Raw genomic sequence first — 16,907 nt, forward strand, 5'->3', positions numbered from 1 at the left:
TTTAGAAAAGAAAAAAATGCAGGCGGCCCTGCGCCTGAAATGTTATTGGCCCCCATATGTAATGTAAATATATAGATTAGGTGACTTTTCTTTAGTATTTTTGCCAAAAATTTAGTTATGAGCAACTTCAATATAAATATTCAGCATACCAACAAACCGGCTATCATAAAATTTGAAGCCAATAAATTCCTGACACGCCACGAAAGCTACGAATTTAAAAACATAGACGAAGCTGCCGCTTCTCCTCTGGCTCAGCAAATGTTTTATCTGCCTTTTGTAAAAACGGTTTATATCGCACAAAATTTCATAGCCCTGGAAAAATATGATATTGTAGACTGGCCGGACGTAGAGGAGGAAGTGGCACAGCAAATTAACGATTATCTCAATTCAGGCGGCGAGGTTATCAGAACAAAAGAACAAGAACCCAAAAATATCCCAGTGACAGTTTATGCGGAAACCACTCCCAATCCTGCTGTAATGAAGTTTGTTGCCAATAAGAAACTGGTAATAAATGCTGCGGAATTTAAAAATATTGATGAAGCAAAGGATGCTCCCCTGGCACAAAAGTTATTTCATTTTCCATTTGTGAAAGAGATTTTTATTGATGAGAATTATGTTTCAATCAATAAATATGACATCGCTGAATGGGACAACGTGGCAATGGAACTAAGGGAATTCATAACAACTTTTCTTCAGGAAGGCAACGAGGTGATATCTGCCGAAGCTGTTAAAGTAGCAGCAAAGAAACAGGAAGAAGAGCAAATAGCAGCAGAAACAAAAGTAGATGTAGGAAACCTTGACAGTACATCCCGGGAGATAATAGCCATTCTGGAAGAATACATTAAGCCGGCAGTAGCAAGTGACGGCGGCAATATCTTATTCGATTCCTATGATCCCAATCATAAAACGGTAAAAGTAATTTTGCAGGGAGCCTGTAGTGGCTGCCCTTCTTCTACCATGACCCTTAAAAATGGCATAGAAACCATGCTGAGGGACATGCTAAGAGATAAAGTTCAAACAGTGGAAGCCATTAACGGATAATCCTAAATGACTTTACAGCTTTTCCAGGAGATTTAAATAGTGCTTTTTGCTTCAGCATAAAACTCCTGAAAGAGCTGAAGTAAACTCATTGTAGAACCAATAAGGTCCTTGGTTTCCAGCAGGAGCCCAAAGTATAGTTTTGTATTTTTAGGACTTGTTTCTGAAGTCCTGATACGATTGATTTGCTTCTGGATTAATTCGGAAACATAATCCAGCAATTCCTGTTTTTCAGAAAGAATACGATCTATCTCCCCAAATTCATGATTATTAAAGGTTTCTTCAATATCATCAAATAGCACCTGCATTCTTTCATCTACCTTTTTAAGGTCCCTGACCTGGTTAAACTTCAGGTTCTTATGATTGTTATGGACATGGTTGTAGCTATTTCGGGTAATAAAGCTAATAGACTGCACCATATCCTGAAGATAGTCCAGAATAAGTATATAGAACTTACTGGCTTCAACCGAGTCTTCATCAAGGGATTTAATAAAGTAAAATATGTTTCCTTTTAATTCATCTATTTCGTCTTCCAGCTTCTTTATAGACTTATTGTTCTTTTTGAGTTTACTCAAATCATGATACCCCAGGTTATCTACAGTTTTGGTAAACATTTTATTCACTCCGCTAATTACGCTGGAAATATTTTCTGAAGTTTCCGCGGTTATTTCATTAATGGTAATAATATCGGCCCTGTTAAACCGCTTTTTATTTTTTTCTTCCCGGGATTTCCTGGAATAAAGAACTGTGCTTCTCACTACCAAAATCGCCGCTATAATAATCAGCAGTGCCAGGGCTATGGTGCCGCCATAGTAAATAATGGCCGCAAATATTGCCGCTGCAGAAAATGCCACCAGTGCGGTCACAAACCAACCTCCTATAACGTTAAGCACACCGGCAACCCGGTAAACCGCGCTTTCCCTGTCCCACGCCCTGTCTGACAATGATGTTCCCATTGCCACCATAAAAGTTACATATGTAGTAGATAAAGGCAATTTAAGGCTGGTACCTATAGAAATAAGTACACTTGCCACCACGAGGTTCACCGAGGCGCGTACCATATCAAAAGCCGGGGCGTCAATCCTTTTGCTTCGGCTGTGGTTAACCGGTTTGTCAAACTTTGTATCAATTCTGTTTTTAATAGGAGCCGGTAAGATGATGGAAAAGGCATTTCCCATAATAACTGAATATCTCACTATACTCCTGGAAAGAAAATTGGGCTCAAACCTTTCCACCCCATCTCCCTGCCGGGACAGGTTAATTCCTGTATCCACTACGGCCCGGGCCTTCCCGGAAAACCAGATAGTAGCCACCATTACGCCCCCCGCAATAACAAGCAAAAACGAAGGTGTTGCCACTTCTCCGGAAAGACCTGTCATTAATAATTCTGAAGGCAATGTACCAGAAGCCTGGTACATTGCCTGCCAGATTTCAAAAGATTGCCAGGCCGCAATGGGAACTCCAATAAAGTTTACAAGGTCATTCCCTGCGAATGCAAGTGCCAGAGCAAAAGTTCCTATTACAATGATAATCCGTAGGATATTCAGCTTAAAGACACTCATTAGTAATTGAGACAATAAGGTAAAAAGTACTAGCCCACCAAGAATAATAAATAAAGTGTTTTCATTTATAAACACCAGCGTTTCATCAGAAATAAAAGAGACACTTTTAAGTCCTTTTATAAGGATAAAGAACAGGATAGCGGTGAGGGAAACTCCTCCAAACGCTGCTCCTGCATATTTGATCTTCTTCTCATATTGAAAAGAAAAAATAAACCTGGAAATATATTGCACCACTGCCCCTACAATAAAGGCTATAAATACGGCAAGGAAGATCCCGAGGATAATTTCAGTTGCCTTGGAGGTATTGATGTAAGTTGTAAGCTCTCCAAAATTTCCGCTACCTGCATAAATTTTTATAGCCGCTACACACACGGCGGCACCTAAAAGTTCAAATACTATAGAAACGGTGGTAGAAGTGGGAAGGCCCAGGGAATTAAAGAAATCCAGCAGCAAGACATCGGTAATCATTACTGCCATAAAGATGATCATTATCTCTTCGAAATAAAATTGCCCCGGAAGAAAAATTCCTTTCCGTGCCACTTCCATTAATCCGCTGGAAAAAATAGCCCCTACAGCCACTCCCAGACTGGCAACTATAAGAATTGTTCTCATAGAAACCGCTTTGGAACCTATAGCCGAATTCAAGAAATTTATCGCATCGTTACTTACCCCAACCACCAAATCTGTAATAGCCAGAGCCAGTAATGCCACCAGCATTACAATGTAAACATCCTCCATATACCTGCTTTATTTTCAACCAGCAAAAATCAGCCTTTTTTCAGAAAATTTCCCTCAACAAAGGTTATTAAAACTTTAACAAACAAGAAAATCATAATTTGTAACTTCCTGTAAAACCATTATTTATTAAGCGAGAAGACAAAAAATTACATCTGTACCGGCAATGTTCCTATCAAGGTCAAAATTTGATAAAAGCCGGGAAGAACCACGAAATATAAAACATAATCTGGAAAGAATATTCTACAATTTCAGAAGGAGAAAATCATTCAGATTAGACTGATTGTAAATTAACTTCTGAAATAAGAAGTACCCCCAATTAATAATTATGCTCCCTGAAAAACAGGAGCTTTTTTATCCTGAAAATATGACAACTCAAAAACCTAAATATACCAATAAACTTATTGAAGAAAGCAGCCCCTACCTGCTGCAACATGCACATAATCCTGTTAACTGGCACGCCTGGAATGATGATAGCATTGCTGAAGCTAAAGATGAAAATAAACTGCTGCTTATAAGTGTGGGATATTCAGCCTGCCACTGGTGCCATGTTATGGAACATGAAAGTTTTGAAGATGAGAGCGTAGCTAAGATAATGAACATCCACTATGTCAACATAAAAGTAGACCGGGAAGAAAGGCCCGATATTGACCAGGTTTATATGAATGCTGTACAGTTAATGACCGGCAGTGGTGGCTGGCCAATGAATATTGTAGCCCTTCCGGATGGGCGACCGGTGTGGGGAGGAACTTATTTTAGAAAAGAACAATGGAAGGATGCCCTGTTGCAAATTTCCAGGCTCTATAAGGAAAAACCTGAGCAGCTTTTTGAATATGCAGAAAAACTTAATGAGGGGCTACAGCAGTTACAGCTTATAAAAGTACCGGAAGATACAGCCAACTTTAATAGGGAGTTTTTACAGGAACTTTTGGCTAACTGGCATAAAAATATGGATCTGGAGCATGGTGGTCCAAAAGGAGCTCCAAAATTTATGATGCCAAACAGCATGCAGTTCTTAATGCGTTATGCCTGGCAACAAGAGGACCAAGAATTGTTGGATTATGTGCAACTATCCCTTAAAAAAATGTCCTATGGCGGCATTTACGACCATATTGGTGGCGGCTTCTCCCGCTATTCGGTAGACGAAAAATGGCATATTCCACATTTTGAAAAAATGCTGTATGACAATGCCCAGCTAATCACCCTTTACAGCCAGGCCTACGCACTTACAGGCTACGATTGGTATGAAGTGGTGGTTCACCAAACACTTCATTTTGTTGAAAAAGAACTTACCGATAGATCCGGCGCATTTTATTCTGCTCTGGATGCAGACAGTCCGGATGAAAACGGGCATCCTAAAGAGGGAGCTTATTATGCATGGACAAAGGAGGAACTTCAGTCTTTAATTGGAGATGAATTTCCACTTTTTGCCGAATTATATAATATAAATGATTTTGGCAGATGGGAAGAGGATAAATATGTTCTCATTCGGAACATGGAAACTAAAGAAGTAGCACAAAATTTAAATATTTCTGAAGAACAACTCCTGGAAAAGCATGGCGACTGGCAAAAAATTCTCAATGATGAACGCCAAAAAAGGGCAAAACCGGGGCTGGATGATAAAAGCCTTACATCATGGAACGCCCTGATGCTTTCAGCCTATGCTGAAGCTTATAAAGTTTTTAAAAATCCTGCTTACCAGGAGGCCGCTGTAAATAATGCGCAATTTATTATTGAAAATCAGCTTACGAAAGATGGCAGATTATTCCATACTTATAAAAATGGAAAAAGCAGCATTAACGGCTATCTGGAAGATTACGCTTTCACTATTGAAGCTTTTCTAAATCTCTACGAAATCACTACAGAAGAGAAGTGGTTGCAGCTTTGTGATGAATTAGCAGAATATTGCTTTAGAAATTTCTATGATAAAAATACCGGTTTCTTCTTTTTTACTTCTGAAAAGGACCGGCCCCTGGTAACGCGGAATATTGAATATACCGATAATGTAATACCGGCGTCGAACTCTGCCATGGCAAAAAACCTTTTTATCCTGCACAGGCATTTTTCAAAAGAAAAATACAGGAGTACAGCTGAAAATATGCTGAAAGGAGTTCAGGATCAAATGAAAAAATATCCCCGCGGCTATTCTAACTGGCTGGACTTAATGATGAATTATACTCATCCATTCTATGAAGTGGTAATAACAGGTGAGCAGGCAAGGGATTTGAGTAGCGAATTTGGTAATTTTTACCTGCCAAATATTTTGCTTACCGGTTCAGAAAAACCGGGAAAATCAGCATTGCTGAAAGATCGCTTTAAAGCCGGTAAAAATCTTATCTATATATGCTCAGAAGGGAAATGTGAACTTCCTTTAACTTCTGTAAAAGATTCTCTCAACCTCATTAAACGAAGTTAACAAATTTTAACAATAAAAATTCCCGTTTCTCTGTCTAATGTATTCATTTTGTATAAAAACCTACAACAACAATGGAGCAACTTAATGACTGGGAGAAGTACGCAAAAGAATACACTCAGAAATTTATAGATTTTTTACCCGATCTTATTGCAGCAATTGCATTATTGATCATCGGTTTATGGATTATCAGGGTCATTATAAAATACATCAAGAAAATTGCCGATAATCGTAAATACGATCCGGCTCTTGAAAATTTCATCGTAAGCCTCATTAAATGGGGGTTAAAAATACTTCTTTTTGTATTGGTGATTTCACAGTTAGGAATTGAAACCACCTCACTTGTGGCTGCCATTGGTGCTGCCGGTTTGGCTATAGGACTGGCCTTACAGGGCTCACTGTCTAATTTTGCCGGGGGTGTCCTAATTATCATGCTAAAACCTTTTAAAATTGGGGACTGGATAGAAGCACAGGGAGTTTCTGGCAGTGTGATTGAAATTTCACTGTTCTACACCAAAATCAATACGTTTGGAAATCAACGTGTGGTAATCCCAAATGGAGAATTAAGTAATGACAATATCACTAACTATAGCTTTAATGATACCAGGAGAGAAAATTTATCCTTCGGAATCTCTTATGATGATGACATTAAAAAAGCCAAAGAAGTTCTTGAGAATCTTGTAAAGGAACAAAAAGATATATCAGAAGATCCGGCACCACAGATACTTGTGGGAGAACTGGGAGATAATTCAGTAAATCTTTTTGTACGATACTTTGCGCCTAACAGCGTATTTTGGGATTTACACTGGTATATGATAGAAGAAGGTAAAATAAGGTTAGAAGCCGCAGGAATGACTATACCATATCCACAGCGGGATGTGTATTTATACGATCAGACAAAGATGAAGGGAACTGCGGAAAAAGAATCTAAACCATTAAATAAATAAAAAAACGGTTGTTAACCAGCTATAAAATCCTTTAAGTAATAAGGTTCAAAATAAGCGACATCTTCGGTGTCGCTTTTTTGATATTTTTGCTCAGCAGGACCAGCCATTTCCCGGGCAGAAGGCAACGCTTCAGTAAAAACAGCATTAGAATGCTCACAAATTTCCTTAAACTTCTGTACACCGGTACCTATAAAACGTACCTTTTCTTTTTCCAGATATTGTGAAAAAATATCTTCAGTCAAAATTTCTGCTCTTGTTTCCCGAATTTCCTTATAACCTGAATCAAAAACAGCAGAATAAACTTCCATTCTCCTGGCATCCAGCATAGGAATAATATAGCCGCCATTCACTTTAACCTGAAGGGCAAGGGACGAAAGCGTAGGAATGGAAATTAGTGGAATATTAAGGGCAAAACACAAACCTTTGGCCGCCGAAACGCCAATTCTTAACCCGGTATAGGAGCCAGGACCTTTACTAATAGCTACCGCATCCAAATCTTCAGGCTTGAATCCATGTTCTTTTAAAAGCTCCTGTATAAAACCGTGGAGCTTCTCCGCATGGGAATAATTATTATCCTTATCTTCCTTCAATCCCAATACTGCACCATTTTTTGACAACGCTACCGAGCAATTTGTAGATGCAGTTTCCAAACAAAGTATTAATGCCAAAATATCTTTTTTTATTCGCTGGCAGTTTGCCCTTCAACCTCAACTTTATCTCCGGCTTTCAGGCTTCTGCTCACTGTATTATAGGGGCCGGTTATTACCACGTCACCAGCCTGTAGTCCTTCAGTTATTTCGATACTTGTATCATCCTGGATTCCTGTTTCCACTACCTGCAGGCGGGCTTCATCACCTTCTTTAAGAAATACGGCTTCAAACCTGTTTTCAGAAGCAGAAAGATTAGCCGCACCTGAACCATTTGCAGTAGTATCAGACTTTATCACAATCGCACTTATTGGCACGCCTATAATGTTTCCTTTCTTATTAGTAATAATATCCACAGTAGCAGTCATTCCGGGTCTGAAAGGGCTATAATTTTCAGATTTATCCTTCAGAAGATCCTGATAGGATTCTTCAAGAATACGTACTTTTACTTTAAAATTTGTTACCTGATCTGTAGTTAAGTCTGAATCAGCTGAATTCGAAATTTCAGTTACCAGACCTTTAAATTGTTTTCCAAGGTAAGCATCCACTTCCACAATAGTAGAATCGCCAACTGAAACTTTTACAATATCATTTTCATTTACATCAACTTCCACCTCCATCTCAGCCAGATCTGCCACTCTTAAAATCTCGGTACCCGCCATTTGCTGGGTCCCCACTACCCTTTCACCAAGTTCAGCGTCAAGTTTGGAAATAGTTCCACTCATAGGCGCATAAATATTGGTCCGGCTAAGGTTATCCTGAGCTTCGGTAACCGTGGCAGCCGCACTTTGCATATTGTAATAAGCTGACTCCTTGCTGGCTTCAGCCATTTCATAATTGGAAACAATCTGGTCCCATTCTGCTTTTGAAATCACCCCGTTTTCAAAGAGGCTTTTATTTCGTTCATAATTAGCCGTTGCCTGTTTTAAGCTGGCCTGGGTTTGGGCATAATTAGCCCTCATATTCTGAAGACTTGCCTGTGCCCTCTGAACACTGGATTGATAAATATCAGGATTTACCCTCACCAGAAGATCACCTTTTTCTACGGTTTGTCCTTCTACTACGGGTAATTCTATAATTTCTCCGGAAACTTCAGAAGAAAGCTTCACCTCAACTTCAGGTTGAATCTTTCCCGTAGCCGATACTGTTTCTGTAATATCTATGGGCTCTACCGTGGTTATTTCAACCTGTTTAAAATTGCCACTTTTTCCAAACCATCCAGCCTTTTTTCCTACTACCAGCAAAATTATCAGAGCAACTACAACTCCTATTATTATGTAAAGTGTCTTTTTCTTCATTTCTTAAAATTTAAGTTCCGTAACCGGTACCCCAAAATACAACTCCAGAACTTTAATATTGAAAATATAATCATATTTAGCTCTTAATACTTCTCTTACAGAATTTTCATACCTGAGTTTTGCCTGACTAAAATCCAAAGCATTGCTTAACCCCACTTCATAACGCTGCGTAGCATAATCATAAGCCTGTTCCTGCGCCTCAACTGCAACCAGAGCGGCTTCATAAGCTTCCTTAGCTCCCTGTGCATCCACATAAGCCTGATAAACATTTGCTTCAAGATCAAGTTCAGCCTGCTCTAACTGGAAATTTGCTCTTTTTACATCAATTTCACTACGCTTCACCTGGTTACGGGTAGCCCATCCGTTAAAAACGGGAATATTAATTTGTACCCCATAGCTAATCCCGTCATTTCGCTGCAACTGCTCGAAAAAAGGCAATGGGTTTCCTAAAGTACTTACAGTATTAGGTGTGACCACTACGTCTCCCGTAGATTCCACCACTCCAATCTGCCGGGTTGGCTCATCTGGATCTATATCAACATTAACAATTCTTCCCGCACCGGATTCCCTTGTATTGTAATTAAAAAAGGCTCCCAGAGTTGGAATATAGGCTCCCCTGGCGATTTCAACATCTTTCTCGGCTAAATCCATGTTAGCTTCAGCAATTTTAATTTCAGAACGTTCCTCCTTAGCTACCCCTATTACTTCATAAACAGAATTATCCAGAATTTCGGTACCTAAAATATCGTAATCCCGCTCTACAATATCAAAATCTTCATAATCTTTAATGAGCAATATCTGGGCAAGGCTAATGAGAGAAATCTTCACATTATTGGCAGCCAGTATTATTTGCTGTTTTTCATCGGCATTGGTTGCTTTAATTTCCAGCAAATCCCCTCTAGGCACAGAACCTGCCTCTACCAGTTCCTGTGTTCTTTCAATTTGCTCAAGAGTAACTTCGTTTTGCGACCTTAGAACTTCAAGGGTTTGCTTATTAAAAAGTACCTGAAGATAATTATCGGCAACTAAAAGGGTAATATCATCCTCCATCTGGTCCAGGGAATATTCTGCAGCAAGCCTCGAGAGTTTGGCACGTTGCAGCTGCTTAAAATTCCTAAGTCCATCAAAAAGTGTGAGGCTGGCAGTAACCCCTGCAGAAAAGTTTCTTGTGGTTTGGGTTTGAAGAGTACCGGTGGTTACGTTTGTTGTTAATCCCGTATTCCAGGAGTTGCTGGCTGAGGCATTAAGATTAGGGATAAAATTTCCCAAAGCATCTAGTTTCGCGATTTTTGCCGCCTCTAAATCCAGCTCGGTCTGTTTTATGGAAATATTCTTTTCAAGGGCTCTGTTCACACATTCCTGTAGTGTCCATTTTTTCTCCTGTGCATTGGCAAGAGCACTTACAATTAGCAGGCAGGCCAGAAAGTTAAATTTATTCATAATATCGGTTGTGAAAGATATGTCTGTTAAATATTGAAGATGTTACACGCAAAGCAGCCTAATTAGCAGTAAAGGCCTGCGCAGGCTTTAATTGGTTCCAAACTTTAATTCTTGAATCCCGGGTTATTCCGTTTATCACTTCCACATTTATTCCATCACTCACTCCCAGTTCCACATCTTTTCGTTCAAATTGTTGTTCTCCTGTTTCCACCTCTACAAATGGTTCCTGTGTTTCCGGATCAAACTGCACCAAAGCTTCTTTTATAGCCAATACACTATCTGCCCTGGCAAGGATAATGGAAGCGTTGGCACTTAAGCCTGCACGAATAAAAGTTGAATCGGCCTTTTTAAGGCTGCCTTTAATATCAAACTGGATAGCCCCGTTCTCCTCCACTCCTTTTGGAGCGATATAATCCAGCACCGCGTCAAAAGACTTATTTTCTATAGCTCCCACTGTGATTTCCAATGGAAGACCTTCTTTAATTTTGCCCACTTCACTCTCATCAACCTTACCTTCAAAAATCATTTTATCCACATCTGCCAGTGTAGCTATAGTGGTACCATCATTAAAATTGTTACTTTCTATAACCTGGTTTCCTGCCTTTACCGGCACATCCAGCACCATGCCGTTTATGGTAGATCTGATAAGGGTATTGGCTGCAGTACCTATACCACTGGTAGTTCCGGTTTTTATTATCTCAAAGTTTTGCTGAGCAGATTTATATGTCTGCTGTGCTCTCTTATAGGCCACTTCTACATTCTGAAAATCATTTTCAGAAATCACGCCTTTTTCGAAAAGAGCCTGCTGGCGATCAAAATTTTTCTGTTCATTATCCAGATTGATTTTTGCCGTTGTCACCTGGTCTTTGGCACTTTGAAGGGTTGAGACATTAGGAATTACCCTAATTTTAGCGATTAAATCTCCGGATTTTACATGCTCTCCCGCTTCAATATATATTTCATCTATAATTCCTGAAATATTGGGTTTTATCAATACTTCTTCCTTGGGAACAATACTGCCCGTGGCCACTGTTTTCTTAACAATGTTTTGTTCTGAAGGAGTTTCGGTTTCATATGTTACAGGGTCTTCCTGATTTTTTTGATACAGGTAATACAGGGCACCCGCAAAACCAATGGCTATAACTGCCAGAATGATGATGGTAAAAACTTTTTTCATTTTTTGATCGTTATATTAATTTTTTATTCTGTTCTTAATGCATCTACCGGTTGTATTCTGATAGCATTTTGGGCAGGAATAAGGCCTGCCAGTAATCCCGAAATAATTAAAATAGCCAGGGCGGTAAATACCACTCCCAGATCTACACTGGGGTTAAGAAACATCATTTCTGAAGTATCCATACCTTGCAGTTGATTATTTATAATTGCAATAATTGCAGTAGCCATGGCAATTCCTGCCATGCCCGAAACCAGGGTTAAAAATACCGACTCCATTAAAATTTGTCCCCTTATCATCCATGGAGTGGCACCCAATGCGCGCCGCACCCCTATTTCATTAGTTCGTTCCTTTACAACAATCAGCATGATATTGCTTATCCCTATTACTCCGGAAAGTAAAACCAGGATCCCTACAAAATAAGCCACTCCTTTAAGAGCTACAAATAATCCGTTTACCTTACTGAACTCTTCATACAAATCAAAACTGCCAATAGCGCGGTCATCTTCAGGGTGAAGGGTATGCCGGGACCTTATAACCTCAAAAACCTGAGACTTTAATTTTGTTATAGAGGAATTGTCTTCAGCCGTTATTGCCATCCAGCTTACGGTTTCCCCCATGTTGAAGGCCTGTGAAAAAGCTGTAAAAGGAACAAAAATCTCTTTCTGATCTTCTTCAGCATTACCGTTATTTCCCTTCTTTTTATAGGTGCCAATCACCATAAAATTAACCCCGCTTATTTTAAGAAATGTCCCGATAACTTCCTCCCCCATTTCATACATCTCATTTCTAACTCCCTCACCAATCACAGCAACCTTACGATTTTCCTTAATATCATTGTGATTTAGAAACCTTCCGGAGGTGATATCCATTGGGTCCTGCTGAATAATTTCAGGATAATCCCCATACACATTAAAAGCCCCCGTATTTAAGCCATGCACCACGTTATTTGCCCCTCCAAACCCTCCTAATTGATTTCTTGGAGAAACAAATTTAAGGTTAGGTACATTTTGTTTAAGGGCAGCCACATCTCCAATTTTAAAATTATACTGCCTTCCTTTTGGCATTCCTTTGTATGGCCTGGAGGCAGTTCGGGTCCACATAAACATACTGTTGGTAGCTATTCCACCAAAGCCCTGTTTCACCCCATTTTCAAGGCCCTTTCCCGCAGCCAGCAGAATTACAAGGATAAAAATCCCCCACAACACACCAAATGCTGTTAGCAAAGTCCTGAACCAGTTGGAACTTAAAGCCTCTATTATTTCACTCCATTTATCCCTGCTGAACATACTATTCGTCTCTTAAAGCTACTATTGGTTTGATTCTGGCTGCACGTCTGGCAGGGAAAAAACCTGCCAAAGCGCCTGCTATAATTAGGATAAAAACCGTGGAAAGTGCTACATTGAAATTTACTGAAGGATTAGCTATAAAAGGGGTTTCCACAAGCGGCCCTACAATTTCCAGAAGTGCCAGGCCAAATATTAAACCAACAAAACCGGCAATTGTAGTTACAAAAATTGATTCATGTAATACCATGCCAATTATAGAAGAAGGCTGGGCACCCAATGCTTTTCTAACTCCTATTTCTTTTGTTCTTTCCTTTACGATAATAAGCATAATGTTACTAACGCCCACAACTCCTGCCACAATGGTACAAATTCCCACTCCCCAAAAGAAAAAGCGTACCATATCCATAAGATCAAAAAAGCGTTTGGCATTTTCAAGAGAATTGTTCACCGTCACCGCACTATTATCATCGGGGGCGATACTATGTTTCTCTTTTAAATAATTTTCCAATTCTGCCGAAAATTGCTGGGAAGCAGCAAGTGCGGCTTCAAAACTTTCTTCCTCTTCAAGGGTAAAGGATAAATTTCTTATCTCGTCATAACCTCCAAAGACACGCTGTGCTGTGGTTATAGGAAGAAATACCCGCGCTTCTTCACGTTCTCCCGCAGGATCTGAAAACACGCCGATTACTTTAAAATTAATCCCCGAAATCTGAACATATTTTCCAACAGGGTCTGTCCCGCTCTTAAAAAGATCTTCTTTAACTTTTTTTCCAATCACGGCGTACTTCTCAAAAGTTTCCACATCAATTTCATTGATGTACCTTCCGTTCATGATAGATTCATTCTCCAGAAACTGATAATCGGGCATTACCCCTTCCACCCGGTAAGAACCGGTTTCATTTTCGTAATTAACTGTTCCGTTCCAGATTCTATATATGGAGGACTTGTATTCCAGTTTATCTTTATGGGCCGCAACAGTATTGTTAAAATCTTCATTGCGCATAGTTATCATCCGGCCGGGATTTAATCCTTTATATTCCTTTGAGGTTACACCTGTCCATATATATAAAATATTGGCAGCATCGCCTTCAAATTCGCTGGAAATGCCATTTTGCATACCTTTACCAATCCCAAGGAGAACAACAAGAATAAAAATTCCAGAAGCCACTGAAACCCCGGTTAGAAACGTCCTCAGCTTATTTTTACTGATCGTTTCAAAAATTTCCTGCCATCTTTCAAGATCAAACATTGCTGAGTGCCCTTACCTGTTCCACTTTGGTGTCATCTATAATTAACCCGTCTTTCAGGTTTACGATGCGCTTTGTCATTTGTGCAATATCGGGTTCGTGCGTCACTACAAGAATGGTTCTGCCTTCATCGTTAATACCCTGAATAAGATCCATCACCTCATAAGATGTTTTTGTATCCAACGCACCGGTGGGTTCATCTGCAAGTAAAACTTTTGGATCTGAAGCTAAAGCCCGTGCTATCGCCACCCGCTGTTTCTGTCCTCCAGAAAGCTCATTAGGCAAATGGCCGGACCAGTTGGAAAGCCCTACCTTTTCGAGATAAGCCATGGCCTTATCTATACGCTCTGATCTTTTTACCCCCTGGTAATACAGCGGAAGGGCCACATTGTCTAAAGCGCTTTTATAAGAAATAAGGTTAAATGACTGAAAAATAAATCCCAGGAATTTGTTCCTGTAACGTGCTGCAATTTTTTCGTTCAGGTTCTTTATGGGCAGCCCGTCAAGAAGATAGGAGCCCTTATCAGCTTCATCCAGCATTCCAAGAATATTGAGCAATGTAGATTTTCCTGACCCGGAAGACCCCATTATAGAAACCAGTTCTCCTTCTTTTACACTAAAATTTATTCCTTTAAGTACGTGCAGGGAATTAGTTCCCATTTTGTATGACTTATGTAAATCCTGAATTTCAATCATAGTGCTCAAGAAAATTGATATTACCACAGGATACTACCTGCTCCACACATAAGACTATGATTAAGGGGAAAAGTTACACAGGGAGAGAAAAAATTCTGTTAATTTATGAAAACTTCCTGCAGCAATTAACCTGGACAAAAGCAAATGAATAGAAAAGCAATCGCAAATTGCAGGTTTTTTCCGCAGAAAAATTTCAGGAAGATTTACTTTTTTTCCTGGAGCGATAAATAAAATAACCAATCCCGCCAATGAGGAGGTAAGGGAAAACCATAAGATAAAGAATTCCGTCATTAATTCCTTTAGCAGCACTTTGATCGGTTTCACTTTCCAGGACGGCGCGGCACATGGCGCATTGCGCTTCAGCAAAAAAAGGAAGCAGTGCAAAAATGCACAATATCAATATATTCTTTATTTTAACTTCCATCAGATACAATTTTAAAAGATATCCTGAAATAACACTTCAGGAAAATTTAGTAATACGGCAACATAAAAATATAAACCAGAACACCAGTTACTGCAACATAAAACCAAATAGGAAATGTCCATCTGGCAATCTTTGCATGTTTATAATATTCTCCGGTAAGGCCCCTGTACATTGTAAAAAGAACAAGAGGAACAATTATGCCTGAAAGAACTATATGGGTAATAAGGATAAAAAAGTATATATACCTCATAAAACCATCTCCCCCGTACGGTACGGGATCGTTACTTATTTTTGAAAGCACATAACTTACAAGAAATATTGCCGAAAGTGAAAAGGCTGTAATCATTATATTCCGGTGCAGTTTGTATTCCTTAATTGTCATAAAGAAGTAGCCCAATACCAGGAGAATGGCTGTAGAAGCATTCAGCAATGCATGAAAAAGCGGGAACGTGCCAGATTGTGTCCCAAAAATATTATACCGTTCCGGCAGCATCATAAGCACAAGAACTATAAGAGGCACAAGGATGGAAAGTGCAATAATTACCGGTACAGCAATTCTATCAGATTTTGTTAAGGCTCTCACAGCAGTTTTTTAATATCTTTAATTAACATATCTATCTGGGGTTCCTGTTCTCCTTCAGTAACCGATGTATTTCTCGGAACTGAACCCCTGTAGTAAATAATAGGATTTCCAAACTTATCATCCCTGGATCTTATATATCCCTCCTGGTCTACCAGCGCAAACATCCCGGAATGGGCAAAACCTCCGGGAACCGCATCATCTTCACCGGCATAAATATTGAAGCCTCCATTGGCCAAGCCATAAATCTCATTCCGGTTACCGGTGAGCAAATGCCAGTCCGGATCGGTTATGTTATGATCTTCAGCATATTTTTTCAGCACTTCCGGAGTATCATGCTCAGGGTCTATACTGAAAGAGGCTATACCAAACTCATCATTATCTTTAAACTCCTCTTCAACTTCAATCAAATTCCTGTTCATTATAGGGCAAATACTGGGGCAGGTAGTAAAAAAGAACTCCACCACATATACCTTCCCTTCATAATCTTTATTGGAGATTGTATCCCTGTCCTGATTTATAAGTTCGAATTGCGGCGCTTTCCGCTTTTCCCCGTTAAGGACAACATAGCCAAGATCACCGGCAGAAGCATCAGAAGAAGCTGAAGTTTTCCGGTTAAGCCGATTTGAAGAAACAACCTCATCACTGCCTATCCTGTCTATTATTTTCGGAATAAAAATAATCCCGAACACCAGTATTATTAATGAGATACCTACGTAAGAATAGTTCTTCATAACGGAATTTTTTATCTGTCGGCCTTATATTTTTTCAATTCAAGACGGTATTCGGCGAGGATCACCTTCACGTCATCATTCATTTTATTACTTAATTCTGCCACCGAAGCAGAATCATACCCATACAATTCGCCATAATCCTCATCTGCATCACGCCCTCTAAGATTTCCTTCCTTGTCTATAATAAACACGTAAGGGGAATAACTGCCTGCATCCAACGTATAAGGGGAATTAAGACTCTCAAAAACTGATTGGATTTTATCTGTAGGGGCAAAAACAAATTTCCATTTCTCTGTATTACTGATACCAGAAAATTCCCGAACAAAATTTTCCGCCTGCGGCCTTGCCTCCTGTGGAAGAAGAATCACAAACTGAAAATCATCAAATTCATAATATTTTTCCAGGATTTTTTGATCGAGATTAAAAGTATTTCCCTTTGTCTCCTGAAGTTCATCTCCAAAAAAAGCCAGAACAGTAATATTATCTTCAAAAGAAATATTTTTCCCGCTCAATGTTTCTAAGCGATTGATATCTTCTATGTTCTTGCTTAGCACAGGTAATTTAGCAAAATGGTTTACCCCGGAAGAAAAGAAGAGGTAAGCTATAATCGGTAAAGCAAAAAGCACCCCAAGTACAAAAAACTTTTTCATAAAACATTCTTTACAAAAGGTGTGCAAAAATAA

15 protein-coding genes are annotated in these 16,907 nt (G+C 39.4%); 3 read left to right on the forward strand and 12 right to left on the reverse strand.

All coding sequences use genetic code 11. From position 1 onward, the window contains the following. Positions 1-117 precede the first annotated feature (117 nt). On the forward strand, positions 118-1,041 hold the full coding sequence (locus tag RM539_RS00385) for a NifU family protein (RefSeq protein ID WP_311501486.1): 924 nt from the start codon (positions 118-120) through the stop codon (positions 1,039-1,041). A 32-nt stretch (positions 1,042-1,073) separates the two neighbouring features. Here the strand turns inward: RM539_RS00385 and RM539_RS00390 are convergent, their stop codons facing one another. Further along, the gene (locus RM539_RS00390) at positions 1,074-3,338 is read right to left on the reverse strand and encodes an inorganic phosphate transporter (protein ID WP_311501487.1); all 2,265 of its coding nucleotides are present in this window, start codon (positions 3,336-3,338) and stop codon (positions 1,074-1,076) included. 325 nt (positions 3,339-3,663) lie between these two features. Here RM539_RS00390 and RM539_RS00395 point away from each other — a divergent pair, with 325 nt between their 5' ends. Then, complete coding sequence (locus RM539_RS00395) at positions 3,664-5,751, forward strand: thioredoxin domain-containing protein (RefSeq protein ID WP_311501488.1); 2,088 nt, start codon at positions 3,664-3,666, stop codon at positions 5,749-5,751. Between the two features lie 71 nt (positions 5,752-5,822). Continuing rightward, the gene (locus RM539_RS00400; RefSeq protein ID WP_311501489.1) at positions 5,823-6,695 is read left to right on the forward strand and encodes a mechanosensitive ion channel family protein; all 873 of its coding nucleotides are present in this window, start codon (positions 5,823-5,825) and stop codon (positions 6,693-6,695) included. A gap of 11 nt (positions 6,696-6,706) precedes the next feature. Here the strand turns inward: RM539_RS00400 and tsaB are convergent, their stop codons facing one another. The 11 genes from tsaB to RM539_RS00455 form a co-directional block, all read right to left on the reverse strand. Then, positions 6,707-7,363 (reverse strand): tRNA (adenosine(37)-N6)-threonylcarbamoyltransferase complex dimerization subunit type 1 TsaB, encoded by a 657-nt coding sequence (gene tsaB, locus RM539_RS00405; RefSeq protein ID WP_311501490.1) that lies wholly within the window; start codon positions 7,361-7,363, stop codon positions 6,707-6,709. An 11-nt stretch (positions 7,364-7,374) separates the two neighbouring features. Continuing rightward, positions 7,375-8,640, reverse strand: a complete 1,266-nt coding sequence (locus tag RM539_RS00410) for an efflux RND transporter periplasmic adaptor subunit (protein ID WP_311501491.1) — start codon at positions 8,638-8,640, stop codon at positions 7,375-7,377. 3 nt (positions 8,641-8,643) lie between these two features. Beyond that, positions 8,644-10,080: a TolC family protein gene (locus RM539_RS00415; RefSeq protein WP_311501492.1), complete on the reverse strand. Its 1,437-nt coding sequence runs from the start codon at positions 10,078-10,080 to the stop codon at positions 8,644-8,646. 58 nt (positions 10,081-10,138) lie between these two features. Further along, the gene (locus RM539_RS00420) at positions 10,139-11,257 is read right to left on the reverse strand and encodes an efflux RND transporter periplasmic adaptor subunit (protein ID WP_311501493.1); all 1,119 of its coding nucleotides are present in this window, start codon (positions 11,255-11,257) and stop codon (positions 10,139-10,141) included. 23 nt (positions 11,258-11,280) lie between these two features. Then, the gene (locus RM539_RS00425; protein WP_311501494.1) at positions 11,281-12,543 is read right to left on the reverse strand and encodes an ABC transporter permease; all 1,263 of its coding nucleotides are present in this window, start codon (positions 12,541-12,543) and stop codon (positions 11,281-11,283) included. A gap of 1 nt (position 12,544) precedes the next feature. Then, positions 12,545-13,792, reverse strand: a complete 1,248-nt coding sequence (locus tag RM539_RS00430) for an ABC transporter permease (RefSeq protein WP_311501495.1) — start codon at positions 13,790-13,792, stop codon at positions 12,545-12,547. Beyond that, complete coding sequence (locus tag RM539_RS00435; protein ID WP_311501496.1) at positions 13,785-14,486, reverse strand: ABC transporter ATP-binding protein; 702 nt, start codon at positions 14,484-14,486, stop codon at positions 13,785-13,787. The genes RM539_RS00430 and RM539_RS00435 overlap by 8 nt, the downstream gene beginning before the upstream one ends. A 193-nt stretch (positions 14,487-14,679) precedes the next feature. Beyond that, a complete protein-coding gene (locus tag RM539_RS00440; RefSeq protein WP_311501497.1) occupies positions 14,680-14,910 on the reverse strand; it encodes a hypothetical protein in 231 nt (76 codons plus the stop codon). A 46-nt stretch (positions 14,911-14,956) separates the two neighbouring features. Beyond that, a complete protein-coding gene (locus RM539_RS00445; RefSeq protein ID WP_311501498.1) occupies positions 14,957-15,493 on the reverse strand; it encodes a DUF420 domain-containing protein in 537 nt (178 codons plus the stop codon). Further along, positions 15,490-16,224, reverse strand: a complete 735-nt coding sequence (locus tag RM539_RS00450; protein WP_311501499.1) for an SCO family protein — start codon at positions 16,222-16,224, stop codon at positions 15,490-15,492. The genes RM539_RS00445 and RM539_RS00450 overlap by 4 nt, the downstream gene beginning before the upstream one ends. A gap of 11 nt (positions 16,225-16,235) precedes the next feature. Beyond that, complete coding sequence (locus tag RM539_RS00455; protein WP_311501500.1) at positions 16,236-16,874, reverse strand: hypothetical protein; 639 nt, start codon at positions 16,872-16,874, stop codon at positions 16,236-16,238. Positions 16,875-16,907 lie beyond the last annotated feature (33 nt).

The organism is Autumnicola musiva (assembly GCF_031846585.1).
Lineage (GTDB): Bacteria > Bacteroidota > Bacteroidia > Flavobacteriales > Flavobacteriaceae > Autumnicola > Autumnicola musiva.